This is a genomic window from Rhodococcoides fascians A25f (genome assembly GCF_000760935.2).
Lineage (GTDB): Bacteria > Actinomycetota > Actinomycetes > Mycobacteriales > Mycobacteriaceae > Rhodococcoides.
Genome location: NZ_CP049744.1, coordinates 3,751,306 through 3,776,819 on the forward strand (window position 1 = coordinate 3,751,306; position 25,514 = coordinate 3,776,819).

At 65.1% G+C, this 25,514-nt stretch carries 23 protein-coding genes and 1 pseudogene; 12 read left to right on the forward strand and 12 right to left on the reverse strand.

Annotated elements, in window-relative coordinates:
- Positions 1–148: 148 nt before the first annotated feature.
- From BH93_RS17665 to BH93_RS17705, 9 genes are all read left to right on the forward strand, one after another.
- Positions 149–2,029, forward strand: a complete 1,881-nt coding sequence (locus tag BH93_RS17665) for a dynamin family protein (protein WP_242459000.1) — start codon at positions 149–151, stop codon at positions 2,027–2,029.
- Positions 2,026–2,490 (forward strand): hypothetical protein, encoded by a 465-nt coding sequence (locus tag BH93_RS17670; RefSeq protein ID WP_052065689.1) that lies wholly within the window; start codon positions 2,026–2,028, stop codon positions 2,488–2,490. Before BH93_RS17665 ends, BH93_RS17670 begins: the two co-directional genes overlap by 4 nt.
- Complete coding sequence (locus BH93_RS17675) at positions 2,491–3,936, forward strand: dynamin family protein (protein ID WP_037176616.1); 1,446 nt, start codon at positions 2,491–2,493, stop codon at positions 3,934–3,936.
- Positions 3,933–5,627 carry an Hsp70 family protein gene (locus BH93_RS17680; protein WP_052065687.1) on the forward strand — a complete coding sequence of 565 codons (1,695 nt, stop codon included), beginning with the start codon at positions 3,933–3,935 and terminating at the stop codon, positions 5,625–5,627. Before BH93_RS17675 ends, BH93_RS17680 begins: the two co-directional genes overlap by 4 nt.
- A 49-nt stretch (positions 5,628–5,676) precedes the next feature.
- Complete coding sequence (locus tag BH93_RS17685; protein ID WP_037176614.1) at positions 5,677–7,425, forward strand: Hsp70 family protein; 1,749 nt, start codon at positions 5,677–5,679, stop codon at positions 7,423–7,425.
- A gap of 106 nt (positions 7,426–7,531) precedes the next feature.
- Complete coding sequence (locus BH93_RS17690; protein WP_080739216.1) at positions 7,532–8,218, forward strand: hypothetical protein; 687 nt, start codon at positions 7,532–7,534, stop codon at positions 8,216–8,218.
- 40 nt (positions 8,219–8,258) lie between these two features.
- On the forward strand, positions 8,259–9,281 hold the full coding sequence (locus BH93_RS17695; protein ID WP_052065685.1) for a C39 family peptidase: 1,023 nt from the start codon (positions 8,259–8,261) through the stop codon (positions 9,279–9,281).
- 47 nt (positions 9,282–9,328) lie between these two features.
- Entirely contained in the window at positions 9,329–9,730 is a 402-nt protein-coding gene (locus BH93_RS17700; RefSeq protein ID WP_052065682.1) for a hypothetical protein, read from the forward strand.
- A gap of 110 nt (positions 9,731–9,840) precedes the next feature.
- Positions 9,841–10,368, forward strand: coding sequence for an RNA polymerase sigma factor (locus tag BH93_RS17705; protein WP_032376729.1), 528 nt, complete (start codon positions 9,841–9,843; stop codon positions 10,366–10,368).
- Here BH93_RS17705 and tsaE read toward each other — a convergent pair.
- The 4 genes from tsaE to BH93_RS17725 form a co-directional block, all read right to left on the reverse strand.
- Entirely contained in the window at positions 10,349–10,858 is a 510-nt protein-coding gene (gene tsaE, locus BH93_RS17710; RefSeq protein ID WP_037176612.1) for a tRNA (adenosine(37)-N6)-threonylcarbamoyltransferase complex ATPase subunit type 1 TsaE, read from the reverse strand. The two genes, BH93_RS17705 and tsaE, sit on opposite strands and share 20 nt — an antisense overlap.
- On the reverse strand, positions 10,851–11,870 hold the full coding sequence (locus tag BH93_RS17715) for an alpha/beta fold hydrolase (RefSeq protein ID WP_037176611.1): 1,020 nt from the start codon (positions 11,868–11,870) through the stop codon (positions 10,851–10,853). The genes tsaE and BH93_RS17715 overlap by 8 nt, the downstream gene beginning before the upstream one ends.
- Positions 11,871–11,873: 3 nt before the next feature.
- Positions 11,874–13,064: an alanine racemase gene (gene alr / locus BH93_RS17720; RefSeq protein WP_052065679.1), complete on the reverse strand. Its 1,191-nt coding sequence runs from the start codon at positions 13,062–13,064 to the stop codon at positions 11,874–11,876.
- 72 nt (positions 13,065–13,136) lie between these two features.
- On the reverse strand, positions 13,137–14,579 hold the full coding sequence (locus BH93_RS17725) for an NAD(P)H-hydrate dehydratase (protein WP_037176609.1): 1,443 nt from the start codon (positions 14,577–14,579) through the stop codon (positions 13,137–13,139).
- Positions 14,580–14,668: 89 nt separating this feature from the next.
- Between BH93_RS17725 and BH93_RS17730 the strand changes: the two genes are divergently transcribed.
- Positions 14,669–15,043, forward strand: a complete 375-nt coding sequence (locus BH93_RS17730; RefSeq protein ID WP_052065677.1) for a cupredoxin domain-containing protein — start codon at positions 14,669–14,671, stop codon at positions 15,041–15,043.
- Positions 15,044–15,050: 7 nt separating this feature from the next.
- Here BH93_RS17730 and glmS read toward each other — a convergent pair whose 3' ends face one another.
- The gene (gene glmS, locus BH93_RS17735; RefSeq protein WP_032376725.1) at positions 15,051–16,913 is read right to left on the reverse strand and encodes a glutamine--fructose-6-phosphate transaminase (isomerizing); all 1,863 of its coding nucleotides are present in this window, start codon (positions 16,911–16,913) and stop codon (positions 15,051–15,053) included.
- A 99-nt stretch (positions 16,914–17,012) separates the two neighbouring features.
- Here glmS and BH93_RS17740 point away from each other — a divergent pair, with 99 nt between their 5' ends.
- Positions 17,013–17,873, forward strand: a complete 861-nt coding sequence (locus BH93_RS17740; RefSeq protein ID WP_037176607.1) for a dienelactone hydrolase family protein — start codon at positions 17,013–17,015, stop codon at positions 17,871–17,873.
- A 22-nt stretch (positions 17,874–17,895) separates the two neighbouring features.
- Here BH93_RS17740 and BH93_RS17745 read toward each other — a convergent pair whose 3' ends face one another.
- Genes BH93_RS17745 through BH93_RS17755 form a run of 3 tightly spaced genes read right to left on the reverse strand, consistent with a single transcriptional unit; the run spans position 17,896 to position 20,398 of the window.
- A complete protein-coding gene (locus tag BH93_RS17745) occupies positions 17,896–18,165 on the reverse strand; it encodes a hypothetical protein (RefSeq protein ID WP_037176606.1) in 270 nt (89 codons plus the stop codon).
- Positions 18,162–20,096 carry a hypothetical protein gene (locus BH93_RS17750; protein ID WP_155291089.1) on the reverse strand — a complete coding sequence of 645 codons (1,935 nt, stop codon included), beginning with the start codon at positions 20,094–20,096 and terminating at the stop codon, positions 18,162–18,164. The genes BH93_RS17745 and BH93_RS17750 overlap by 4 nt, the downstream gene beginning before the upstream one ends.
- Positions 20,093–20,398, reverse strand: a complete 306-nt coding sequence (locus tag BH93_RS17755) for a type VII secretion target (RefSeq protein WP_037147840.1) — start codon at positions 20,396–20,398, stop codon at positions 20,093–20,095. The genes BH93_RS17750 and BH93_RS17755 overlap by 4 nt, the downstream gene beginning before the upstream one ends.
- Positions 20,399–20,550: 152 nt before the next feature.
- Between BH93_RS17755 and BH93_RS17760 the strand changes: the two genes are divergently transcribed.
- Positions 20,551–21,591: an LLM class F420-dependent oxidoreductase gene (locus tag BH93_RS17760; protein WP_032404679.1), complete on the forward strand. Its 1,041-nt coding sequence runs from the start codon at positions 20,551–20,553 to the stop codon at positions 21,589–21,591.
- Between the two features lie 4 nt (positions 21,592–21,595).
- Here BH93_RS17760 and glmM read toward each other — a convergent pair whose 3' ends face one another.
- The 4 genes and pseudogenes from glmM to BH93_RS17780 form a co-directional block, all read right to left on the reverse strand.
- Positions 21,596–22,951 carry a phosphoglucosamine mutase gene (gene glmM / locus BH93_RS17765; protein WP_037176602.1) on the reverse strand — a complete coding sequence of 452 codons (1,356 nt, stop codon included), beginning with the start codon at positions 22,949–22,951 and terminating at the stop codon, positions 21,596–21,598.
- 106 nt (positions 22,952–23,057) lie between these two features.
- Entirely contained in the window at positions 23,058–23,585 is a 528-nt protein-coding gene (rpsI, locus tag BH93_RS17770) for a 30S ribosomal protein S9 (protein ID WP_032376665.1), read from the reverse strand.
- Positions 23,582–24,025 (reverse strand): 50S ribosomal protein L13, encoded by a 444-nt coding sequence (rplM, locus tag BH93_RS17775; protein WP_027496344.1) that lies wholly within the window; start codon positions 24,023–24,025, stop codon positions 23,582–23,584. Before rplM ends, rpsI begins: the two co-directional genes overlap by 4 nt.
- A 167-nt stretch (positions 24,026–24,192) precedes the next feature.
- A pseudogene (locus BH93_RS17780) lies at positions 24,193–24,426 on the reverse strand (TraR/DksA C4-type zinc finger protein); the annotation flags it as partial.
- Between the last annotated feature and the right edge of the window lie 1,088 nt (positions 24,427–25,514).

A 25,514-nucleotide genomic window follows, 5' to 3' on the forward strand; every position in this document is an offset into this window, starting at 1 on the left:
GACGCCAGGAATCGTGTCATTGTTCCCGCTGGGCAATCTCGAGTTGCCCGGGAACAAAACCGCCGGCCCGAGCGTCGAATGCGCGTCGGTCGTTTCGCCGAACGACAACCGCACACGACCGCGAGAGAAAAGAACGGAGCGCCGATACGTGTCCGAGACCGCTACACCGTCGTTGCCGGAGCGCCGCACGGGTGCCGGTTCGGATGCTGCCACCGCGAAGACACTCGCCGGGGCCACCAAGATTTTGAGGATGTACGGATTCGAGGCCACGGCCGCGCTGGCCGAGGAGAAGTCCGCCACGGTCGATCGGAGACAGAGCGTCGTCGTGGTCGGTGAGATCAAACGCGGCAAGAGCTCGCTGGTGAATGCTCTCGTGTCGAGCCGTGTCTCGCCGGTCGGGGTCGAAGCGACCACCTCCGCGTCGCTGGTCTTCGTCCCCAGCGAACCCGACCGCGGCCCCGGGACGGCCGAACTGGTGTTTCCCGGTGGCACTCGTCGGGTGAGCATCGAGGAGCTACCCGAGTGGGTGACCGTGAACGGTTCGCACGTGCGTGATCCGGCAACTCAGTCGCTTCCCACCCGCGCGCTCGTTCCGGTCGCGAACTCACCGATGGGAGATGTTGTCGTCGTCGACACGCCGGGCTCGGGGGGCTTGGATTCGCTCGCCGCCCAGCTGTCCGTTCAGTCGGCACAGCAGGCCAGCGTTCTGGTCGTGGTCAGCGATGCCAGCACCACGATCACCGCACCCGAGATGGACTTCGTTCGGGACGTGGCCTCGACGGTCGACTCCGTCATCGTCGTCGTCAGCAAGACCGACAAGAACCTACGCCGCTGGCGAACGGTGGCCGACGAGAACAAGCGCCTGCTCCACAAGCACCTTCGGCGTTCGGTTCCCGTAATCGGAGTGTCCAGTGTCCGCGCGCTCGTGGCGCAGGAAATGGTCGACGATCAGGCGCGACGGCGCGGCGAAGAATCTTCGGGAATCGTCGAGCTGCGGCAGATGATCGCGGCCGGGTTGGGCGACGGCACCGAACGTGGCGTCCGAGACGGCCTGCGTACTGCGCTCGAAGGTCTACGCAAGGTCCACGCCAAGATCACCGCGGATATCGGTATCACCGAACAGGGCGCGAATGCTCTGCCCGAGTTGACCGCTCAGCGAGACCGACTGCAGGAGCTCAAGGACACCAGTGCGCAGTGGGAGCAGTGGCTCGGACGCGACCTCACGCTGGCCCGCCAACGGGCGCTGACACATCTGGACGGTGAACTCGATCGCGTCCGAACGAAGTGGACGACACGAATCAACAAGTCCGGCATGGAAGTACTGCGGAAGAACCCACAGGTGTTCACCGCCGAGATCGAGGCCGACCTCCTGGCCGCCATGACCGGCACCGTTCGCCTGTTCCTCGACGAATTGCGCCGTGTCGCAGAACCGTTGTTCGAGTCACCCAGAATCTGGGAGCAGATCGAGCACAACATCGCCGCATCCATGTCCGGCGAATCGCTCACCACGGGTGAGGTTGCGAGCAAGCGTCAAGGCCTGCTCGATCCCAGCATCTTGTCGATGGGCATGATCGGCACCTCGATGCTCGGTGCACTCATCGGGGTCGGAGCGGTGGCCGGAGTGGTCTGGATCGGCGTCAATCTCGGATACAAAGCGATGCGTACCGGCAAACAGAACCTGTTGAACTGGCTGCGAGAGACGACCGGAAGCGCCAAAGCCAGCACCGCACGCATGCTGGAGGCCGCGCTCGCACTGGGCCGACCGGAGATTGTCGTACGCTACCGCGACTACATCCGAACCTCCATCGATACTGTGCAACAGCAGATGTCCGACGCCAAGGACGCTGCCCGTCTCGATGCCGCCGGACGAGACGCCACCCTCAAGCGCCTGTCCAACAACCTCAGAGTCGTCACTGCCACGATGTCCGAGGTCGACAATGCGCTCGTTCGGTCGGCCGGTCGTAGCTCGGAATCGGCATCCCCTGTCTCGCCCATCCCCGACGCCACCGAAAGCGAGACGAACTCGTGATCATGTCGACCGCCTCGGCGCTGATCGCCGCCGCGCTGCTACTCGGAGCTCTCGTCGGCTGGTTCGCTCACTCGATGGCTGCCGGCCCCGACCGCCGACAGGCACCCCACGACCCTGCACTCGATCATGAACTCCCCCATCATGATTCGCCTGCTTCCGACGGATCACCGGACCGCCGACTGGTCGATGCGCTCATCGGTGTGCACGACCTGGGTGACGGGGTATCGGCAACCGATCGCATTTCCGAGGAGCTGCATCGGGTGGGTGTCGTCCGGTTGGACGCGCAGCCAGGAACACTGTTCGACTCGAGCTCGCAGAAGGCCGTACACAGCGTCGCTGCGCCGACTCCCGATCGGGTGGGCACGATCGCGGAGGCAGTCCGGCCGGGGTGGGCCGGTCCCGGCGGCATCATTCGGTACACCGAGGTATCGGTGTACGGACCAGCGTCGGCAGGTGCCTAGGTGAACGTGCAGCAACCTTCCGCAACACCGCTGGCCGCACGCAACATCGAGATGCGCTCCGTACTGGACCGTGGACTGCACGGACTTGCCGCGCTGGCACCGGATCTGGTGCACGAGGCCAACCGGATAGGAGCCATCCTGTGGGGTCCGCCGCGAATTGTGGTGGTGGGCCGACTCAAGGCAGGCAAGTCGACCTTGGTCAATGCGCTCATCGGTGCACCGATCGCGGAGACCGCGACGCTCGAAGCCACCAACGTGGTCACCGTGTACGAGAACGGAATGCCCTCGCGCGCAGACGTCGTGACCCCGGACGGACAGCGTCGGGCAGTGGAACTGAGGCAGGGATATCGGGCGGACCTGGGAATTCCTGCCGCCGATGTCGCCTACGTGCATCGGTACCTACCGTCGGAAGCGTTGTCCGACATCACGCTCATCGACACGCCGGGTCTGGCAACTCTGACAGTGGAGAACGAAAAGGCCACACATCGGGCGCTCATCGACGGTTACGAGCAGACCCGTAACGCCAGTGTCGACGCCGACGCCGCGATCTTTCTCTTCGACTCGACCCCGCGCGCCGACGAGATGAAGTTCTTGCAGCAGTTGGGGTTCACGCCGCTGAACACACTGGGTGTTCTGTCCCGAGCCGACGGTTTCGGAGAAGGAGCTCTCGGCCGCATCGATCCCATCGAGCATGCCAGGGCTCACTCGGTGACATTGGCGGCCACGCTGGCCTCCTCGGTCGCGACCGTGATTCCGATTTCCGGGCTGCTGGCCGAGACGTCCCATACCGGTCGTGTCACCGAATCGGATGCTCGCGCTCTGCAGCGCGTGGCGCACCTGAATCCGCTGGAACTGTTCGACCTGTTGGAATCCGACGACCCCGCTCCGCTCGATCCACCGACCAGGGATCGACTACTCGACCTGATCGGCGAGTACGGCATGGTCGGTGGACGAGCCGCTGCGGCCGGGGGTGCATACGCACTGAGCCAGTGGCTGATCGCCAGGTCGGGGGTGGACCCGCTCAGAGGCGTGCTGCACACCGCGCTGCGTGACTTCGCCACCCTGCACAGAGCGAGTCGTGTTCTCACCGAACTGGATTCACTGGCGTTCACGCACACCTTCAGAGACCGGATCAGGGCGATCACCGACACCGTTCGACGCGACCCGGCCCTGCAGCCGGTACTGCTGTTCCAAGCACTGCGCGGCATGCTTCTCGCCGACGACTCCTCACCGGTGGTGGGCGAGTTGATGCGGGTGCTCACCGGACGGAACGATTCCGAGCGTCTCGGACTGGACGTCCACGCCCAGCGTGCACAGGTCGTGGCCGTGGCCAGCGAGCGAATCGATTGGGCAGCAGGGCGCTCGATCTCGGCCGGAACCGCCGCCGAGGATGCTGCCCTGGGGGAACTGTTGCGTCTCTACACCACGATTCGGAGCACGGCATGAACGACCCCACACAGCCCACACCCACTCCGAGCTGGACTCTGTCGATCGACTTCGGCACATCGAACACCGCTGCGGCCCAACGCTCCACACGACGCTCCGGGGTCGAGGCGGTGGCGCTGACCCACCAGGGAAACCTGATGCCCTCATCGGTGTTCGTCGACGGTCCGGATCGAATCGACGTCGGCGATGTAGCGCTCAACAGGGCGCAGACGGCACCGGCTTCCTTCATCGCCTCCCCCAAGAGACTGGTCGCGCAGGGCAGCGTTCGAGCTGCAGGCCTCGATCTGCCGATCGCGGTTCCGATCGCCGCCGTTCTGCGGTCGGTGATCGATCGGGCAACTGCGTACCGTCGGGGACAACCTCCAGCGGGCTTGATCCTGACCCACCCAGAGGCGTGGTCTCCTCGCGAAGTCGCGGTACTGGAAGAGGCGGCGAACCGGGCCGGCTACGGCCCGGGTTCGGTGTCCACACTGTCGGAGCCGCGCGCTGCGGCCCATTTCTACAGTCGCAGTGAGTATCTCGAGCCGGGTACGTCGATCGCCGTGTTCGACTTCGGCGGTGGAACCGTCGATATCGCCGTCTTGTCTGCCACTGCTCGCGGCACCTTCGACGTCGTCGCCGCCCGCGGCGACAACGGTTTGGGTGGCAAGAACCTCGATGCGTCCGTTCGCCGGTGGGTCGATCGTCGACTCGAGGACGAGAATCCGGAACTGTCGCGCTTCCTCCGCACGGACGCGGCACTGCACACGCTCCGAACCCTCGACGACTCCATCCGCCGCGCAAAGGAGCTGTTGTCGTCCACCGAGTCGGCCACCATCGCCATCGGCGACAGTCGGACCGATCGCCAGCACATACTGACTCTCGAGCGCGGAGAGTTCGAGACGATCGTCGCGAGCGAGATCGAACGTGCGGTCGCTCTGACGCACGCCACCCTCGCGGAGGCACATGCACTGACGGGCAGTGCGGTGCACGCGCTCTACCTCACCGGGGGATCGTCCCGAATACCTCTGGTACACCGTGCCCTCCACTCCCTCGGTCACCCGATCGCGACGCTCGACGATCCGAAAACGGTGGTGGCTCAAGGAGCGTTGCTCGCACTACCCGACCGACTCGGAGCCGCACCGGTGGCGGGATCCCACGCCTTTTCCGGCGCGCCGAGCACCCAACCGGCACCCGTCGTCGGTAGTGGGCCCGATCTGCCGATCTCTCCTGCACCACCTGCGCGCGGTCGTGGGCGGCTGGTGGCCGCGGCAGCGGGCACGGTCGCCGTGGCCGGTGCCGTTATTGCCGCAGTGGTACTCGCACCGTGGGATTCGACCGACCCGGTGCCCAGCACGGCGAGCGGGCAAGACGACACCGCGGCACTCGAATCGGTGACCAACGATTATCTCGATGCCGTGGCCGACCACGACGATGCAGCGATGACCTCGTTCTGGTGCGCAGCGAACAGGGAGAAGCGGGCGAGCACGACACCCTCTCCCGCCCCGACCTCCTCGACGGGCGACCTCGAACTGACGGCTGCCGAATTCATCGGTACATCGATCTACGGGGACAAGGCCAGCACCAGAATCCGACTGAAGGCGACGGTCGACGGAGAGCCGAGCACAGAAGAAGGGGACGGCGAGATCCTGGCGTTCGATTTCGGTCGAGAAGAGGGCCAGTGGCGCATCTGCCGACAGACGATCCAATGACTTCCACCGGTGCAGCCGCATCGACCCCTGACGATATCGAGGTAAGCACATGATGGCCGGTTGGATGCTCAGCGTCGACTTCGGTACGTCCAATACCGCTGCCGCACATGCCGACAACGGCTCGGACGCGGCGGAGGTAGTGCCCCTGACGCACCAGGGAAACCTGATGCCGTCGGCGGTGTTCGTCGAGTCCCCGCACTCGATCGAAGTCGGCGACGTGGCGATCAACCGAGCACAGACCAACCCCGCGGCCTTCGTTCCGTCGCCCAAGCGCGTCATCGGCCAAGAGGTGCTCAACGTCAACGGCTACGACATTCCGTCGGCACTGCCCGCAGCCGCAGTACTGCACGCCGTCATCACGGCCGCGACAGCAATCCGGCGCGGAGTTCCACCGAACCGATTGATACTCACGCATCCGGAAGCGTGGTCGCCCCGCGAGATCGACATACTTCTCGACGCGGCCGCCCGAGTCGGCTACCCGCGCGACAGGGTAGCGACCGTATCCGAGCCCCGAGCAGCGGCGCACTATTACTCGAGATCGAGCGCGATGCCGCCAGGAACCGAGATCGCAGTGTTCGACTTCGGGGGCGGCACACTCGATGTCGCCGTCCTGCGAGCCACCGAGCACTCGTTCGAGGTGATCGCCGCGCGCGGCGACAACACGTTGGGCGGGAAGTCCTTGGACTCGAGGTTGCGCCGTTGGGTGGACGAACAACTACTCGACCGCAACCCCGAATTGCTCGACTTCATTCGACGCAGTGCGCCCATGCACGTGGCCCGCAGCCTCGAGGACTCCATTCGGCGGGCCAAGGAGCTGCTGTCGTCGACCCCATCGGCGTCGGTGACCGTTGCAGGCAACGGGCAGCAGGAAACGCTGTACATCACCCGCGACGAGTTCGACGAACTCATCGCCGACGATGTGGAGCGGGCAGTGCAGCTGACTCGTCAGACCTTGGTCGACGCCGGGATTGCCGTCGGGAACCGCCTCTCTGCGCTGTACCTCACCGGCGGGTCGTCACGGGTGCCGATAGTGCACGACCGGCTCGCTGCGCTCGGCCCTATCGCCACTCTCGACGACCCCAAAACCGTTGTCGCGCAGGGCGCATTGATCGCCACCGCGCATCGGTCCGCAGCCCAGGACACCGCACCGACCCCGACGCCGACCCCCGCCGCCACGCCGGTCGCCGACACTGCATCGTCCTCGGGTGCACGGAGAAAGCCCGCAGCCCGCACCGTCGTCGCCTCGACAATCGCAGCGGTGGTGGTCATCGCAGCCCTGATCGCCGGGTACATCGTCTTCGGCAGCGATCGAGACAGCTCGAGTACAGCGGATACCGGCGGAACCACGACCGCGAGCGGGGCCGCCGCATTCGCGTCGGATGTCGATGCCATCCGCTCGGCACTACCGAGCGCGCTGAACAGTGCGGTCGAGAAGTGCGTCAACTCCGACTTCACCGATACCGGCGGACTGATCGCATCCTGCACGCTGGTTTCACCGAGCACGTTCGACCCGTTGTTCGAGTCCAGCTACGGACCCGCACACACCTTCACCTCGTATGTCGACATCAAACAGGTCAAGCGCCAACTCGCAGGCATTCGCGACTATCCCCTGGCCCCCGGCGACACGGTAATCGACGGCGCAGCAAGCGGTTCCAAGATCGTCTACGGCAAGGGGTACAGCGCCTCCACGAGTACGGCAGAGTATTTCGACCCCGGCACCGGCCTGTCCGCACGGTTCTCGAACTTCACCACCGACGACAACGCGCTCGAATTTCTGCGGGCAATCGGTCTGCTCTGAAAAGCCGGAGTCGCGAACGAATATCGCACGCGGCGGGAACATTGCGATCGATCGGCGCATCTCACTACCGATTGCCCGCGAGACACACACAAAAAAGGAGCAAGCCATGCCTCCCCAGGAACCCACCTCGAGCGAACCCACCGCACCCGCCTCCACCAACCCTCAGGTGACCGGTAACCCGGACGACGCCAAGTTCGTCGAACCAGGCACGGTGCCGGCACCGACGACCACCGACGATTCGGCCGCCTCCGTCCCCGAGCCCGCCGCCCCGACTCCTGCAGCACCGGCGACTGCCCCGGAGCCCGCGAGCTCGGCACCCGAACCAGCCGACACGAATTCGTATGTCTCGCATCGTGATCTCGACGGCGACGGCGTCGTCGACACCACACAGATCGACCTCGACGGCAACGGAACCGTCGATCAGATCCTGCACGACTACGACGGAGACGGAGTGGCCGACGTCGTCGAGACGTCCAGTGCAGGCGACGGTCGCTTCGACATCGTCGATACCGACCTCGACGGTGACGGTGTCACCGACGAGACCCGCATGGACACCGACGGCGACGGCAACGCCGACACGGCCATCTTCGATCTGGACGGCGACGGCACGGCGGACGAGGTGGATCTCGACACCGACGGGGACGGAGTGATCGATACCGTCCTCCTCGACACCAACGGCGACGGCACACTCGATTACCTCGGAGTCGACACCGACGGCGACGGATACGCGGACGAGGTCTACATCGACACCGATCAGTCCGGCGATTTCAACCCCACGCCGGACCTGGCCTGATCCCCGCGTTCGTTCCTGATCCCAGACGAAAGAGACCGAGATGAACGAGCACTTCGATTTCACCGACACCTCCGCGGACCACGACGCGGCATCGGGCACGGACACCGACGACTACTCGGACAGCGTCGACCATTCCCTCGGCGACACCCTGGCAGCACCGTCGATGCCCACGATGCCCTCGATGGACTACGTCGAATCGCCGAGCGCGGTGTCGGCACCCGAAATGCCCGACATGCCGTCGATGACCCCGGATTCCGCGCCAGGAGTTCCCGACCCTTCGGTACCGGACCTGAGCGACCCGCCGGCCGAATCACCCTCGCCTGCAGTGGTTCCCGAGCCGAACACCGATCCCGAGCCGGCACTCGTGCCCGAGCCGACCGACGTCCCGCCTCCTGCCCCCGAGCCCGTGGACGTTCCGCCGCCCGCGGACGGCGCTCCGGTGCCCGAGGACGGTTCCTACGGCACCCCGACGGCATGGACGGCAGATTGGTTCTATCAGGAGGTCGACGGTTACTGCGGGCCGTCGTCGATTGCGCAGGTGGTCTCCGAGTACACCGGACTGAACATCACCGACCCCCAGCAGTTGGTCGACCGAGCCCTCGAGCTCGGCCTGTTTCCCAACAACGATCCGTCCATGGGTATGACGTCCGCCGACATGGAGATCCTGATGGAAGATCAAGGAGTTCCGTGTCATCTGGAGAGCAGTTCGATGCAGGATCTCGAGGCGAAGCTGTCCGAAGGGTACGGCGTCATCGCCATGGTCGACTCGGGTGAAATCTGGTACCCCGGTACCGAGACCTACGAGGACGACACTCCCGATCACGCATTGGTCGTCGCCGGCATCGACGAGGATCGCGGCGTGGTGATCTTGTCCGACCCCGGCAATCCGGACGGCAACCAGTTCGAGATCTCCATCGACGAGTTCGACAACGCCTGGGCAGACTCCGATCACGAGATGCTGGTGGCGGACGACACCGATCCGGATCTCGCCGACACCACTTCGGTCGATCCCGGCCTCGCTGCCCTGGCCCCCAAACTGTGGGCCCTCATCCCGCTGACCTGATTGTCTGAATATGAGTGCATACTCGTGAAGGACGAGAGGATTGTGAAGTGAGCAGCGACGGCGACAGCGTCTTCGACATTCTCGGCCTCGACCGATCGGTCGTGCTACCGGCACCACCTGCCGATGTCTGGTCGGCAGCGCTCTCCCACGCGCTCGATCCCGACTCTCCCCCCGTCGACGACGTGATGGTCCCGATCATGGACGACACGGATACCGTCTTCGATGCGCAGGACGTGCTGTTGCCCGACCCGGACGACGACAACGATTCCGACACCGCCGGGGGCTACGATCCTTCCCACGACGGTCTACTGGATCACGGATCGTCGCACCTGGACGGCAATGATCATCACACCGACGAGCACGATCATCACAGCCACGAGCAGGATGACGGCGGGCACTGGGACGCGGACGACATCGACCTGGGCAACGGATCCGACTTCGGACCGTAGTCGAACGAGTCCATCCGCCTCAGGGGGCGGCGAGACGATGTCTCCGCTGAGCGATATCATTACCTCAGGAACAGAAACAGACCGACTAGTCCTGTGTTGGGGGAGCATGTATGAACGACAGTGCTTTGTTGGCCTTGTGCCGCGAGGGCGACAGTGCTGCGTTCGGCGAGCTGGTCGGTCGACATCGCACTCACGCCTGGGCAGTCTGCCTGCAGATCACCGGAAATCGGCACGACGCCGAGGACGCCCTACAGGACACTCTCACCTCGGCTTGGCAGAATCTCCACCGATTCCGCGGTGATGCCAAATTCAGCACGTGGCTGCATCGCATCGCTGCCAACGCATCGCTCTCGTTGATCCGTCGACGCAAGGAAGTCCTCGACTACTCGCCTGAGGGGATCGAACTGCCCGACCTGTCGTCCCCCACGGCCGACCGGGTAGCAGACGTGGACGCAGTTCGATCTGCCCTGGCTCAGCTCCCGGAGGACTTCCGCGAGGCAATCGTGCTTCGAGAGTTCGCCGATCTGTCGTATTCGGAGATAGCCGCCCACCAGCGGGTCGGGATTCAGACGGTCAAGAGCCGGATCAGCAGGGGGCGAGCACAGTTGGTGGCTCTACTCACGCCGGCAGCGGGCTGACCGGCACATCGCCGACACGGCGAGCGCTCACGCGTCGGACATCAGACTCCGGATCGCGTGTCAACCGAATCGAGACGTGTCCGTCCGTCAGTTTTTCGACCAAACCCTCGCCCCACTCGACCACGACCACCGCATCGGTGAGGTCGGTATCCAGGTCCAGAGCGTCGAGTTCGTCGAGTGCCGATTGTCCGGTCATCCCGAGCCGGTAGGCATCGACGTGCACGAGCGCAACCGGCGGTAAACCATGCGGCCGCGGCCCGGGCCGATGCTCACGGGCAATGACGAAGGTCGGTGACGTCACCCGCCCCTGCACGCCGAGACCTGCGGCAATACCTTTGGTCATCGCGGTCTTCCCTGCGCCCAACGGACCGTCGAGAATCACCAGATCACCCGCCACCAGAACGTTCGCCAACCGTGCGCCGAACTCGGCAGTGTCTGCAGCAGTGACCAACTCGGCATCCACCGGCAGTGTCAACAGCACGTCAGACAACGCCCCACCGCCGCTTCTTGCCTGCGGCTTCCGACGCTCGCGCCACGAGGCGCAGAATCGCACCGTTGACCTGTTCGGGAAATTCGAGCTGAACCAGATGACCGCCCTGTCGGACGCGCACCGTCTCCGAACGCGGCAGGGCCTGCGCCAGCGCCTCGGAACTGGCGAACGGGATGATCCAATCCTCGTCGCCACACACCACCGATACCGGAATGTTCTCGAATTCCACGAGAGCCTCGGACTCGTCGTGCAACTCGAGTGTTTCGAGAAAATTGACGATCGTGACAACCGAGGTGTCGTCGATCATCGATTGAGAGAATGCCACCAGACGCGGGGACACCCTGGTTCCGTAGGACGCCGCACGCAATATCGGTGAGATGAGTGCGCGCACGGCACCACGGCCGAACTGAACGACGCCGGGCGAGGTCCGTACCGCGAGGCGAAACGCGTCGACCGCCGGATTCTGCAGACTACGACCGACTCCGGATTGCGCGAGACCGGCAGCGGTCGTCGAGATCAGCACCGCGCCTATGACTCGCTGGCGCAGCACGTCCGACCGTTGCCGTGCCATGGACAGGATCGACATACCGCCCATCGAGTGACCGACCAGGACGATGCGCCCCTTGGGCACGACCGAGCGAATCACCGCGTCCAGATCCAGGCCAAGCTGGCCGATGGTGCAGCTGTCCGGGCTCGGCACGCCCGAGCGACCGTGGCCGCGCTGGTCGTAGAAGACCATGCGGACCGTCGAACCCCATTGCTGTTCGAGTGCACGACGTTGGAAATGCCAGGACGACGTACGCAGACAGTAGCCGTGCACGAAGATCACGGTCAGCTCGGCGTCGGTCGGGCCGACTTCGCGCACCGCCAGTGGCACACCGTCGTCCGCGGTGACGATACTGCCGCGGTCCGCGTCCATGAGATCGAGATTTTCGGTGGCCAGCGGGTCCTTGTTCGATCGGAACGCCGTCTCGCGCACCACAATTGCAATACTCTCCAGCAATCCGAGCATGATCTATTCCGTCGCCTCCCCTGAGCGCGCGCCGACGAACTGTCGTCGAACACGTCCACGAATGCCGGTGACGACCTCGTAGCTGATCGTTTCGAGCGCATCTGCCCAATCCTGGGCGTGCGCCTCTCCCCTGTCCCCTGGCCCGAAGAGTAGCGCCTCGTCGCCGACCGCGACACCCGAGCCGTCGCCGCCGAGGTCGACGACGAATTGGTCCATGCACACTCGTCCCACCGAAGGGAAACGCCGACCTGCGATCGTCACCTCGAACCGCCCACTGAGACTGCGGACGACGCCGTCGGCATATCCGAGAGCGATGAGCGCGACCACGGTGTCGGTCTGAGCGGTCCAGGTGTATCCGTACGACACCGATTCACCTTTGCTCACCTTCTTGATGTTCGCCACCTGCGCCGACAGGGTCATCACCGGCCGCAAACCGAACTTTCCCAACTGCGGCACGGGCGACAAACCGTAGAGAGCAATACCCGGACGGACCATGTCGAAACCGAGATCGGGCCTGGTCAACGTGGCCGCCGAGTTGGACAGATGTACGACGGCGGGAGGCGTTCCGCGCCGGGTGGCGCGACTCACTGCGTCGCGAAGCCGCTGAGCTTGGGCGTCGTTGGCCGGGTGCTCGGGTTCGTCGGAGCACGCGAGGTGCGAGAACATGCCGACCAAGTGCACGGCTCCCTCCGCGACGGCGGCCGCCGTCGCGTCGAGGACGACATCGAGATCTGCCTCCGCGACCCCGTTGCGATTGAGCCCGGTATCGATCTTGAGCGAGAGGTCTGCGGCGCGGCCGACTCTGCGCGCTGCTGCCACCACGGCGTCGAGCTGGGCTGCCGTGGACACCCCGATCCCCACCTGTGCGGTGATCGCGGCATCGTAATCGGAATCCGTTCGATGCAGCCATGCCAGCACAGGTACGCGGATTCCCGCTGCGCGGAGTTCGAGAGCCTCGCCGATCGTGGTGACGCCGATCTCCTGCGCGCCTGCTGCCACCGCGGCGTGTGCGACCTCGATGGCACCGTGGTTGTACCCGTCGGCCTTGAGCACCGCCATCACGGCAGCGTCGCCGGCGAACTGTTGCAAGACGCGTACGTTGTGGGCCACTGCGTCGAGGTCGACGGACGCCACCGCGCCCGAACCTGTCCTCTCGTCACCGCAGCCGATACTCACAACATTCGATAGTGCCATCCGGGCCGGGCAAACGACGGATCAGGGTGGCACAACTCGTGACACACCCGGTGCCCGGAGTGGGACCTGAAACTATCTCGATCCGTCTGTGAGCGAGCGCACGGTACGGATCGCGTCCGAGATGGACGCGCACAGTGGGCTCGCCGATACGGGCGCCGCGAACTCCCCGCCCGATCCATGTGCCGCGCGGGCTGCGGCGAGAGCGTGGACCTTTGCCCCGCAGGCCGCAGCGGTGGAGGGCGACATTCCCGAGGCGAGCAAGGCCCCGAGGATGCCGGAGAGAACGTCGCCGGATCCGGCGGTCGATGCGGCCGATCCCCCGGCGTCGCTGACGAAGGTGGTCCCGTCGGCATCGGCGATGATCGTTGCGCGTCCCTTGAGCAGCACGGTCACACCCCAACGTGCGGCAAGATCGCGCACCGCTCCCACGCGGTCGGGGCCCGGGTCCGACCCGGTCAGGCGTGCGAATTCTCCGGCGTGCGGGGTCAGCAGGGTCGGTGCGGTGCGCCCGGTCACCCACTGTGCGTTGCCTGCGAGGATCGTCAGCGCATTCGCATCGACGACGACCGGCAGATCCGATTCCAGCACCCGGCGCACTGTCTCCGCCGAGGGCTCGTCGGTACCGAAGCCCGGACCGACCACCCACGCCTGAACTCTGCCGGCCACGTCGAGATCTGGGGCGGCCACCACCTCCGGATGATGCGAAACGACCTCTGCACCCGCGCTTCCCACGTAGCGGACCATTCCGGAGGTGGCCGCGACGGCCGCACCGACACAGAGCAGTGCGGCACCAGGGAATGTCGCGCTGCCGGCCAGGATTCCCACCACGCCCTGCGAATATTTGTCGTCCGAGGCGGTGGGTATCGGCCAGACGTTCCCGACGTCGGCCGGCTCGAACGACGCCATCACCGGAGCCGGAAGCGTCAGCCCGATGTCGACCAGTTCGACTCGGCCACAACGAGGTACGGCAAGAACGTGGACGGGCTTGCGCGCGCCGAACGTCACCGTCACATCGGCCGTCACCGCCGGACCCGGCGCAGCACCGGTCTCGGCGTCCACACCACTGGGTACGTCCACCGACACGATCGGTGCGGTGATCTGCGCGACGACCGCAGCTGCGTCGGGCCGCAGTGGACCTCTACCGGAAATCCCCACGATGGCGTCGATCACGACGTCGGCCGGTCCGCACTGCGTCACCACCCGTCCGCCCGACGAGCGCAGGGCCTCCAGCCCTTCGGCATGCGCACGTGCCGGATCGAGAAGCAGTGCGGACACCGAGACGCCCCGTCGACGCAGATATGCCCCGGCCCACAGACCGTCGCCACCGTTGTCACCCGTGCCCACCAGAATCGTCACGCGCCGACCCGCGACGCCGCCCGTGCGCGCCGCGAGCTCGGCTGCCACCACAGTGGCCAAGCCATAGGCGGCGCGACGCATGAGAACGCCGTTCGGCAAGGAATTCAGCAGCGGCGCTTCCGCATTCCGTATCTGCTCGGGTGTGTAATAGGCGCGCATGCCGAGGTCCTCTCGTTATCCGCTGGCGTGAACCTCGAGCCTACGTGCGCCCGATCAGGCACCGTGACGTAGGCGGTTAGCCTCGAAAGATGACATCTCGCGGCGGTGGAACGGCAGCGTTCACGCTCACGGTCCTGCTCCCGATCGTTGTCGGGGCGACCGGCTGCACCGAGGACCCGTCGACGCTGACGGTGGACGAATCGATCGCCGACGTCACCGTGCAGGTGGCCGGAATGGCCTACTCTCCTACGTCTGTCACGATCGACGTCGGCCAGAGTGTGGCGTGGCATTTCGCCGATCGCGGCGTCGGACACAACGTGGTCGGTCTCGGAACGGCCTCGACCCTCCTGCACAGCCCCGTGCTCGGATACGGCGACTACGTGCAAACTTTCGACGAGCCCGGCACCTACCGCTACTACTGCACCCTCCATCCGCAGATGAAGGGTGCAGTGGTCGTCAGATGATGGGGCTCTACTCGACGGTGACGGACTTGGCCAGATTGCGCGGCTTGTCCACGTCGTAGCCCCGCGCCTGGGCGACCTCGGCAGCGAACACCTGCAGTGGGATGGTCGACAGCAACGGCTGCAACAGCGTCGAAGCGGCCGGTATCTCGATCAGGTTGTCGGCGAACGGCCGCACTGCCTCGTCGCCTTCCTCGGCGATGACGACGGTCCGCGCACCACGCGCCTGGATTTCCCGAATGTTGCTCAACATCTTCGAGTGCAGCACCGCGCGGCCCTTGGGCGAGGGCATCACGATGATCACCGGGACACCGTCCTCGATCAGCGCGATCGGTCCGTGCTTGAGCTCGCCCGCCGCGAAGCCTTCCGCGTGCATGTACGCGAGCTCCTTGAGCTTGAGCGCGCCTTCGAGCGCAACCGGGTACCCGACGTGTCGACCGAGGAAGAGAATGGTCGTCGCGGTCGACAGCTCTCGGGCGAGCGCCCGGACCGGCTCGACCGTCTCGAGAACTCGCTGCACCAACTCGGGCATGGCTTCGAGTTCGGCGAATTCGCGGGCGACCTCGTCGGGGTACTTGGTGCCGCGTGCCTGTGCCAGAGCGAGGCCGACCAGGTAGTTCGCTGTCACCTGGGCGAGGAATGCCTTGGTCGACGCGACGCCGATCTCCGGGCCTGCCCGGGTGTAGAGGACGGCGTCGGCCTCACGAGGAATCTGTGACCCATTGGTGTTGCAGACGGCGAGGACGCGCGCCTTCTGATCCTTGGCGTGCCGCACGGCTTCGAGGGTGTCTGCGGTCTCGCCCGACTGCGAGATGGCCACGACCAGGGTCGATCGATCCAGGACCGGGTCGCGGTAGCGGAATTCGCTGGCCAGTTCCACCTCGACCGGCAGCCTGGTCCAGTGCTCGATCGCGTACTTGGCGAGCAGACCCGAGTGGTACGCGCTGCCGCAGGCCACGACGAACACCTTGTCGACGTCGCGCAGCTCCTGATCGGACAACCGCTGTTCGTCGAGCACAATCCGACCGTTGTCGAAGTGGCCGAGCAACGTATCCGCCACGGCGGCCGGCTGCTCCTGGATCTCCTTGAGCATGAAGTAGTCGTGACCACCCTTCTCGGCGGCCGCCAGATCCCAGTCGATTCGGAACGGGCGCCCCTGCGCCTCGTTGCCCTCGAAATCACTGATGTCGTATCCGTCTGCAGTGATCACGACAACCTGATCCTGGCCGAGTTCGACGGCGTCGCGCGTGTGCTCGATGAACGCCGCGACATCGGAACCGAGGAACATCTCGCCGTCGCCCACGCCCAACACCAGCGGCGTGGACCGGCGTGCGGCAACGATCGTGTCGGCGTGATCGGAATGAGTGAACACGAGGGTGAACGCACCCTCGAGTCGACGCAGGACAGCTTTGGCGCTGGCCACGAAGTTGCCCGCGGTCGGACCGTCTGCGTAGGCCCGCGACACGAGGTGCACTGCGACCTCGGTGTCGGTATCGGACAGGAACTCGACCCCGACAGCCTCCAACTCGGCCCGAAGCGGGCCGAAGTTCTCGATGATGCCGTTGTGCACCACCGCGACGGTGCCCGACGCATCCCGGTGAGGGTGGGCGTTGCGGTCGGTGGGTCGGCCGTGCGTCGCCCACCGGGTGTGTCCCATCCCGGTGGTACCGACGAACGTATCGGTACCGATGTCGTCCAATTCGGCTTCGAGATTCGCCAGCCGACCCGCTTTGCGCTCGACGGCGGTGGCTCCCGCTCCGTCGAGAATTGCGATACCCGCAGAGTCGTAGCCCCGATATTCCATACGCCGAAGCGCTTCGACCACCACACCCAGAGCTGGGCGGTGGCCGACATAACCCACGATTCCGCACATGGTGGTTCAGGGTACTCGGCACGGCGCGCACGACCCATTCGCTCGGGTCGACGTGTCCCCGTCCCCCTCACCGGCCCGCGTTCGGTAGCGTCATCTCTCGTGGCGAAACCGAAGAAGCTGGCATCTGCTCTCTCCAAGCGCGGCCCGCACAAGGTGCTGCGAGGCAACCTTGCCCTCGCCGGACAACCCGGCGTCGTCTACACCCCGGCCGAGGGCTTCGGCCTGCCCGGCGTGGCCTTCGCACACGGCTGGCTGCTCCGACCCAGCCACTACACCGACACACTGAAGCACTTGGCGTCCTGGGGCATCGTCGTGGCGGCACCGGACACCGAGCGTGGCCTCGTGCCCTCGCACCGCGGACTCGCCACCGACCTGGGCACTGTGCTCGACATCATGACCGGCGTGCGATTGGGTCCAGGCAACATCAGCGTGCATCCGGAGAAGCTCGCCACAGCCGGCCATGCGATGGGTGCCGGGACTGCCGTTCTCGCAGCCTCTCGGCGATCGGACATCAAGGCCGTCGCTGCACTGTTCCCGGCACCGACGGCACCGTCGTCCGAGGACGCCGCCGCCGGCCTTACCGTCCCCGGGCTCGTCGTCGGCGACAACTCGAACGCCGATTCCCTCAACGACAATTCACTCGCGCTCGCCCAGGCCTGGCACGGACCATCCGTCCTCCGCCGAATCGACGGCTCGACGGCAGACGGATTCGTCGAAGGCCGGCGAATGCTCCGCTCACTGGGAATCAACAGCTCCGACCGCAAGACCCAGCAGCGCACCCGGGCCGTGCTGACCGCATTTCTGCTGTTCCACCTCACGGGCGACTCCGACTACGAGGAGCTGGCCGGATCGGCAGGTGAGATCGACGGAACCAGAGCGGTCGATCCGCACGCGCCGCTCGACGCCCAGCCCAAGCCCAAGGCATCCGCGTCGATCAAGGCTCTTCTCGGCCGAGGCTGATTCGGATCGACCTCGCCCCACGTCAGACCAGCCAGGATCGCGGCCGTTCTTCGGGCTCGGTCTCGACATGCGGTACGGACTTTCGCCGGTCCAGGTGAGCCGGCTGCAGCACCGAACCACGAGTCGGCTCCGTTTCCGGATCCACGGGGGAATCGGTGTGCGAGTCGTGTCGGCCTGACACTGTTGTGGGGGTCTGAGCCCGCCTGAGCGCCTCGGCCGCGCGCGCCATCGCGTCACGGTGCTCGTCGCGTATTCGATGCAGCTCACGCCGCCACCCGCCGGCGGCGCTCACAGTGTTCCCGCTTCACTCAGTCCGGCACCGGTGCTCGAATCGTGTGATTCGGCCGGAGGACGCGGGAGATCTGCCGACACCGGATGCTGCGCGGCCGACGGATCATTCCCGGACTCGTCTGCATCCTGCTGGACGGTCTCGTCCGTGGGCGATTCCGGCAGGCACTGCGCCTGCGCATCCGTCGACATGGGATCGGACCCCTGGCTCGGCACCGAATCGGCCGGTGCCGGCTCGACAGAACCGGACTCGGTCGGTGTCGTTTCGGCAGGACCGGACTCGGTCGGTGTCGTGTCGGCAGGACCGGAGTCGGTCGTCGGCACAGGTTCTGAGGGAGACACAGGTTCTGAGGGAGACACAGGTTCCGACGGCGGCGTGGCTGCCGGTATCGATGGCTGGTTCGCGTCAACGTTGTCCGCAGCACCGGGTATCTCGACGATCTCGGGCAGGCCGAACGGGCCGATTCTCAACTCGAACGAGCGAACCCCCAGCCCCGGGGTTTCGAGTCGGAGCGTCACAGCACCGTCCTCTGACAGTGCGATGCGAGCGCGATGCCCATCGAGCTCGGCCTCGAGATGGCCACGCTCGTCGGTGGCCCCGGGCGAGCGCGAGTCGATCGGGAACGACTGCTCCGGCAGCAGCGATGGCGCCGACTCCGTCCGCGGGACGGCAGGATCGTCCTGCACCGCTGATCCGCTATCCGGTTCTGCAGTGGACCGATCCGTGACGTCGCCGGAGCTGCGGTCATCGGAGCTCGCGTCATCAGCACTGCCGTCATCCGCGCTGCGGTCATCTGGGATCGCAGTGCTCAACGCTTCGTCGACGCGATCCACGATCTCGGCGACCACCCGATCCACGAGTCCGTCCAAGGATTCGCCGGCTCCGGCAGCGGACCCATCTTCGGATGTTCGTGGACCGAACGAGTCGGTACCTCCCGCGACCACGGATGGACCGGCGTTCGGAGCCGTGACTGCCGGTGCTGCGACTGTCGGACCCGCGATCGACTGTGCCGCACTGGCTGCCGGTGTCGCAGGAGCAGATGCAGTCGCCGGGGGCGTTGCCGACGAGTCGTCGGCTGCCTGCCACGGTTCGGCAGACGTTGTTCCGGGTGCAATTGCCCAACTCCGCTCGTCGAGATCGCCGAACGGCGGGTCGTGCACGTCGCCCAGAACATCGACCAGCAACGCCAGACTGTCTCGAACGGCGGTGTTCGTCGAGGTGCATGCGTCGAGCACAGCATCACAGGTGGTCTTCATCCTCGGGACGAACTCCTCGTGGATCCACTCCCTACTGCGTTCACCCACCTCGGCTGCGAACTCGTCCGATACGTCCGCACTTCGAGCTCGCTCGGCCAGTTCCTCGAATGCCGCCGCCAACCGAGGAAACACCGACTCTCGATCGAACGGAACGCATTCGATTCCCGAAGCAAGCAGGATCGCGTCGATCTCGTCGACAGTCCGACCGTCCACCGCATCGATGTCGAGTCCTCCGAACAGTTCTGCCTTGTCGGTGACTGCGTCGCGAAGAACTTCGACGGCGGCGGACATCGTCTGGTGTGAGTCCTCGATCAATTTCAGGAACTCGGTCGCTGTCTGTTGTTCGGCCGAGAGGTAGATCTGCACGGCGTCGCCTGCCTCGCCGTGCCATCGCATCTGGAGAACCCGGCGCAATCGAACGTGTTCCTCGAGCTGATCGCCGAGTACCGCAGACATAGCTTCGACCGCGTCGGCATCGTTGCCGAGCGCGCCGAGATTCAAGCCACGTTGTTCGTCGTACCTCGCGCATATTTGCTCGTACTTCGGAAACTCTTCGCTGCTCGATACCCGGGCGACGAGTGGCAGGAAGCGCTCGAAGTGCAGCAGCCCTATCGCATTCGCATCGAGAATCTCGTCTATCGACGAGTGCTGCTCCGGAGAGACGGAAGGTGACGTCATCGAGGCGACTCGATCGCGTCTGCCGTCGTCTCGTCCTGGCCTTCGTAGTCGTTCATGGCAGTGACGATGGCGTTGGCGACGTCCTCGACCGAGGATCTCCACGAGTCGACGGCCCGGCCGAGGCCGTGGTGAGCTTGGGTGTACGCAGCGCCGAGGTCGCCGTAGTTCTGGCCGGCACCGGCCGCCCCGAAGCCCGCGTCGGCCACCGAATCCGCCGCACTGCCGAGTGCGTCTGCCGATACCGCCAAGGCTTCTGCAACTCCGCGAACGCGGACCACGTCCACCCAGAATCCCTCACTCATACGTCCCCGTCTCGCCCTCGATGTGCCCCTTTCTCACTATGACGTGCGCCGACGCACATCGGTTCCCCAGCGGGCGGTAACGTCCCGATGTGAAATGTCAGTAACAGGTACCTGAAGTAGCTTCCCGAGCTGCTCACTGAACGAGGAGTCCCATGCACATCGGAACGATGCTGAACTACAGCGGTGGTTTCAACGAGACGGTTGCCGAGGTCGCCGAGCTCGAGAAGGCAGGTCTCGACATCATCTTCGTGCCCGAGGCCTACTCGTTCGACGCCGTCAGTCAACTCGGATTCCTCGCCGCCAAGACGAGCACGATCAAGATCGCGTCCGGCATCTTCCAGATCTACACCAGGACACCGTCACTGACCGCCATGACCGCCGCCGGTCTCGACTACGTATCGGAGGGCCGCTTCGTACTCGGACTCGGCGCATCCGGGCCGCAGGTCGTCGAAGGCTTCCACGGCGTCAAGTACGACGCACCGATCGCACGAACCCGCGAGGTCATCGAGATCTGCCGCCAGGTCTGGCGTCGCGAGAAGGTGCAGTATCAGGGCAAGCACTACCAGATTCCGCTGCCTGCCGACCAGGGCACCGGCCTGGGCAAACCCCTCAAGCTCATCAATCACCCTGTGCGCGATCGCATTCCAGTCGTCATTGCCGCTCTCGGACCCAAGAACGTCGAGCTCACCGCCGAGATCGCCGAGGGTTGGCAACCCATCTTCTACTTCCCCGAGAAAGCAGCCGACGTCTGGGGAGATTCGCTCGCTGCGGGCAAGGCCAAGCGTGACCCGTCGCTCGGCGAACTCCAGGTGTTCGCAAGTCCCACCCTGGCCATCGGCGAAGACGCAGAAAAGTACCTGCCCTGGGTCAAGCCACATCTCGCGCTCTACATCGGCGGCATGGGTGCCAAGGGCAAGAACTTCTACAACTCGCTGGCCCAGCGCTACGGATACGAGGCCGAGGCCGAGAAGATCCAGGATCTGTATCTCGCCGGCAAGAAGGAAGAAGCGGCCGCTGCGGTCCCCGACGAGCTTGCTCGCGCAGTGAACCTCATCGGACCGGAAAGCTACGTCAAGGAGCGGGTCGCTGCCTTCGCCGAAGCAGGTGTCACCACCCTCAACGTCGCGCCGCTGGCCGAGAACACCGCCGGACGCGTCGCGCAGTTGACAGCGCTGCGCGAACTCACCGCCTGAGACGTCAGACCGACGCGACCCGGTCCGCCAGCTCTTCGGCGAGCCGGGTCGCGACGTCGAGCTCGGACGCCTCGACCATCACTCGCACCAGCTGCTCGGTACCGCTGGGGCGCAACAGAACTCGGCCCGATTCGCCGAGTTCGCGCTCGGCTACGGCCACCGCGTCCGATACCGACGGTGCCGACGCCACGGCCGCTTTGTCCGTCACTCGCACATTGATGAGCACCTGCGGCAGTGTCCGCATCACCGACGCCAGGTCCGCGAGACTGCTGCCGGTCCGAGCCATTCGTTCCATCAGTCGCAGCGCAGTCGCGATGCCGTCGCCCGTCGTGCCGACGGCGGGAAGCACCACGTGACCGCTCTGCTCGCCGCCCAGCGCGAATCCGCCACGGCGCAATTCCTCGAGCACGTAGCGATCACCGACTGCCGTGGTGCGCAACGTGATTCCCGCTTCACGCATCGCAATGTGCAGACCGAGATTACTCATGACCGTGGCAACCAACGTGTTGTCGGTCAACTGATTCGCGTCACGCATGGCAATGGCCAGAACGGCCATGATCGCGTCACCGTCCACCACGGAGCCCGATGCGTCCACGGCCAGGCAGCGGTCGGCATCTCCGTCGTGGGCGATACCGAGGTCGGCACCGTGCTCCACGACGGCCTTCTGCAACCCCTCGAGGTGCGTCGATCCGCAACCGTCGTTGATGTTGATACCGTCGGGTTCCGCGTTGATCGCCACCACCGTTGCGCCGGCCCGTCGGTAGATCTCAGGCCCGACGACCGAAGCGGCACCGTGCGAGCAGTCGACAACGACACGGACACCGTCGAGTCGATGCGAGACCGACGCAGCCAGGTGCTCGATGTATCGCGTGGCCGCGTCCTGGGCGACATCGATTCGACCGATCGCAGCACCGGTCGCGTCGAACGGAGGTCCGTCGTTCGCGGGGCGCGCGTCGGGATCGAGGGCAGCTTCGATGCGGTCTTCCACGTCGTCGTCGAGCTTGTGTCCGCCGGCAGCGAAGATCTTGATTCCGTTGTCGGGCATCGCATTGTGGGATGCCGAGATCATCACACCGAGCGCCGCGCCGTATTCGGCGGTCAGGTAGGCAAGCGCCGGTGTGGGAAGCACCCCGACGTCGATCACGTCGACACCCGAGGCGGTCAGTCCGGCCGACACGGCGGCACCCAGCATCGATCCACTGATGCGCGGGTCACGACCTACGAGTGCCACGCGTCTGCCGCCGTCGACGTTCGGTGCCAATACGGAGGCCGCTGCTCTCGCGATCTGCAACGCCAGCTCTGCGGTCAGAAGCCCGCCTGCCAGTCCGCGAACCCCGTCGGTGCCGAACAATCGCGCCATGAACCAAGAACTCCTTCGAGCGGAGAGTGTGTCGTGAGAAATGCCTCGAGGGCAGGCATCCGATACTGATGGAGCCTGCCCTCGAGGATGGAACGGGTAAGACGCGTCAGCGCTTGGAGTACTGCGACGCCTTACGGGCCTTCTTCAGGCCGTACTTCTTGCGCTCGACTGCACGGGCGTCACGAGTGAGGAAGCCGGCTGCCTTGAGCGGCGGGCGATCATCGGGGGTGAGCTCGATCAGCGCACGCGAGATGGCCAGACGCAATGCGCCTGCCTGTCCCGACGGTCCGCCGCCGTGCAGCAGGGCAACGATGTCGAAGGACTCCGCGCGATCGACGAGCACGAGAGGAGCCTTGATCAGCTGCTGGTGCACCTTGTTGGGGAAGTAATCCTCCAGGGTGCGGCCGTTGAGCTTGAATCCACCGGTGCCGGACGACATCCGAACACGAGCGACGGCTTCCTTACGGCGACCGACGGTCTGGATCGGACGATCGAACACGATCGGGGCCGGGGCAGCAGCAGCGGCCTCGATGTCCGCGGTCACCTCCGGCTCTTCGACGGCCACGAACTCGTCGGCGGCGATCTCTTCGATGTTCTCCTGCGACGTCACGTCATTTCCCTCCGGCGCCGTCACTGGGACACCTGCTTGATCTCGAACGGAACGGGCTGCTGGGCGGCATGCGGGTGGTTGGGGCCCGCGTAGACCTTCAGCTTGCTCGCGATGGCATTACCGAGCTTGTTCTTGGGGATCATGCCGACAACGGCCTTCTCCACCAGACGATCGGGGTTGTTCTCGAGCACCTGGCGGGTGGAGCGCGACTTCAGACCGCCCGGGTGGCCGGAGTGGTGGTGGTGGAACTTGCCGTCGAGCTTGTTGCCGCTGATGGCAACCTTCTCGGCGTTGATGATGACGACGAAGTCGCCACCGTCGACGTTGGGTGCGTAGGTGGGCTTGTGCTTACCGCGGAGCAGAGTCGCGGCCTGGACGGCGAGGCGTCCGAGCACGACGTCCGTGGCGTCGATCACATGCCACGTCCGGGTGGTGTCCCCGGCCTTCGGGGCGTAAGTAGACACAGAAAATTCCTGTCTTCATGATGTCGCTGCTGGCCAAGACGAGTGGATGCCCTCGGCGGCCAGTTGAGACCCGAGGACAAGAGCTCGATGCGCACAAGAACACGCGGCGAGCCCATACACGCCAACGGGAGACGATACCGGCAGTGGTCCCCCAGGTCAAAAACGTCTCAGCGCAGGCGCACGCACTGCACGCACCGGCGGGCGGCCGGAAGTGCCTCCAGCCTGATCGCCGGGATCTCGGTCCCACACCTGTCGCAGATACCGTACGTCCCGGCGGCGAGCCGCGAATCCGCCGCGTCGATCTCTCGCATCTCGGACTCGGTGTCGTCTATCAGTGCCGCGATCTTCGCTCGCTCGAACGCGATCGTCGACCCTTCCGGATCGTGTTCGTCATCGTCGGTCATTGGGGCTTACAGGACCCGTAACGGACCAGTCCGATTCCGACGTGCCGACGGCCGAACAGGCGCACTATTGAGTCACGGTCGGGCTCGACTACCGGAGGTTTGGTCATGAATTTCTCACGCGAACAACTGGACGCAATTTACGCCCTGGAGTCGCCGGAACTTGAACAACGAACCGCTGACCTACTGGAACAGCGCCGCCAGGCCCATCGAGCGATGCGCGAGGCATACGCCAACGGCCAGGACCTCACTGCGTCGGGCACCATGTTCGAGCAGGTCTCACGGATTCACGCCCCCTGCACGCTGAGGAACAGTGGCGTCGAGGGGAAGGCGACTCAACCGGCACAACCAGGCCCCGCCAGTAGTCCCGTAGACAACACGAAAGCCCAACACCGGAATCGGACTACGGTGTCGGGCTTTCGTTCGTACCGAGAGAGCGAATCTCAGCACGGTATTCATCAACAGGTGCCAGAATACCCGCGATCATCGGTGCGCGCTGGTGCAATCCGGAGTGCATGATCATGCAGCATGGCTGTACCGCCTGGGTCTAATTGGAGTAAACTTCGGGGCAGTTTTGGCTTCCATTCAGGGTGTCCGATACAGAAAATCTCTCAAAACCCTGGTCGGAGGTGCTAAGCCCCAGGTAGGAGCCTTAGAGAGAGATGCGGCTGACTGTGCGCGGGGTCAGCCAGGTCCCCCGAACGGTCGGTTGGTATCCCCCCTACCCCAGCCGGGGCTCCGTATGCCATTGCATGAACCTGCATGATCATTCATCGGGTGCCGACCTGGACAACGGATATCAAGCGTGTCATTCTCGAGATATGGGATCGAGCGAACCCATTCACAGCACAGAATCGGCAGGCACCAGATATATACGCAGACATCGCATTCGGAGGCAGTCCACTACTCCCAGCGCCGACCACAGACGCCACGGACACCATCGTCGAGGACGACACGAACGATGACAGTTCAACTGAGACAACATCAATCAGATCAACGATTACGAATGCTGTTGTCAGAGTGTGGAAGACAGGAACGATACAGACGATCACACGTTGGGCACTGCGACTGCTGGTGGTCTACGTGGT

Bases quoted from the DNA above. Each gene is read 5' to 3' on its own strand.
- BH93_RS17680 (WP_052065687.1), top strand. From the start codon at position 3,933: ATGAACGACCCCACACAGCCCACACCCACTCCGAGCTGGACTCTGTCG.
- BH93_RS17685 (WP_037176614.1), top strand. From the start codon at position 5,677: ATGATGGCCGGTTGGATGCTCAGCGTCGACTTCGGTACGTCCAATACC.
- BH93_RS17690 (WP_080739216.1), top strand. From the start codon at position 7,532: ATGCCTCCCCAGGAACCCACCTCGAGCGAACCCACCGCACCCGCCTCC.
- BH93_RS17695 (WP_052065685.1), top strand. From the start codon at position 8,259: ATGAACGAGCACTTCGATTTCACCGACACCTCCGCGGACCACGACGCG.
- BH93_RS17705 (WP_032376729.1), top strand. From the start codon at position 9,841: ATGAACGACAGTGCTTTGTTGGCCTTGTGCCGCGAGGGCGACAGTGCT.
- BH93_RS17715 (WP_037176611.1), bottom strand. From the start codon at position 11,870: ATGCTCGGATTGCTGGAGAGTATTGCAATTGTGGTGCGCGAGACGGCG.
- alr (WP_052065679.1), bottom strand. From the start codon at position 13,064: ATGGCACTATCGAATGTTGTGAGTATCGGCTGCGGTGACGAGAGGACA.
- BH93_RS17725 (WP_037176609.1), bottom strand. From the start codon at position 14,579: ATGCGCGCCTATTACACACCCGAGCAGATACGGAATGCGGAAGCGCCG.
- BH93_RS17730 (WP_052065677.1), top strand. From the start codon at position 14,669: ATGACATCTCGCGGCGGTGGAACGGCAGCGTTCACGCTCACGGTCCTG.
- glmS (WP_032376725.1), bottom strand. From the start codon at position 16,913: ATGTGCGGAATCGTGGGTTATGTCGGCCACCGCCCAGCTCTGGGTGTG.
- BH93_RS17750 (WP_155291089.1), bottom strand. From the start codon at position 20,096: ATGACGTCACCTTCCGTCTCTCCGGAGCAGCACTCGTCGATAGACGAG.
- BH93_RS17755 (WP_037147840.1), bottom strand. From the start codon at position 20,398: ATGAGTGAGGGATTCTGGGTGGACGTGGTCCGCGTTCGCGGAGTTGCA.
- BH93_RS17760 (WP_032404679.1), top strand. From the start codon at position 20,551: ATGCACATCGGAACGATGCTGAACTACAGCGGTGGTTTCAACGAGACG.
- glmM (WP_037176602.1), bottom strand. From the start codon at position 22,951: ATGGCGCGATTGTTCGGCACCGACGGGGTTCGCGGACTGGCAGGCGGG.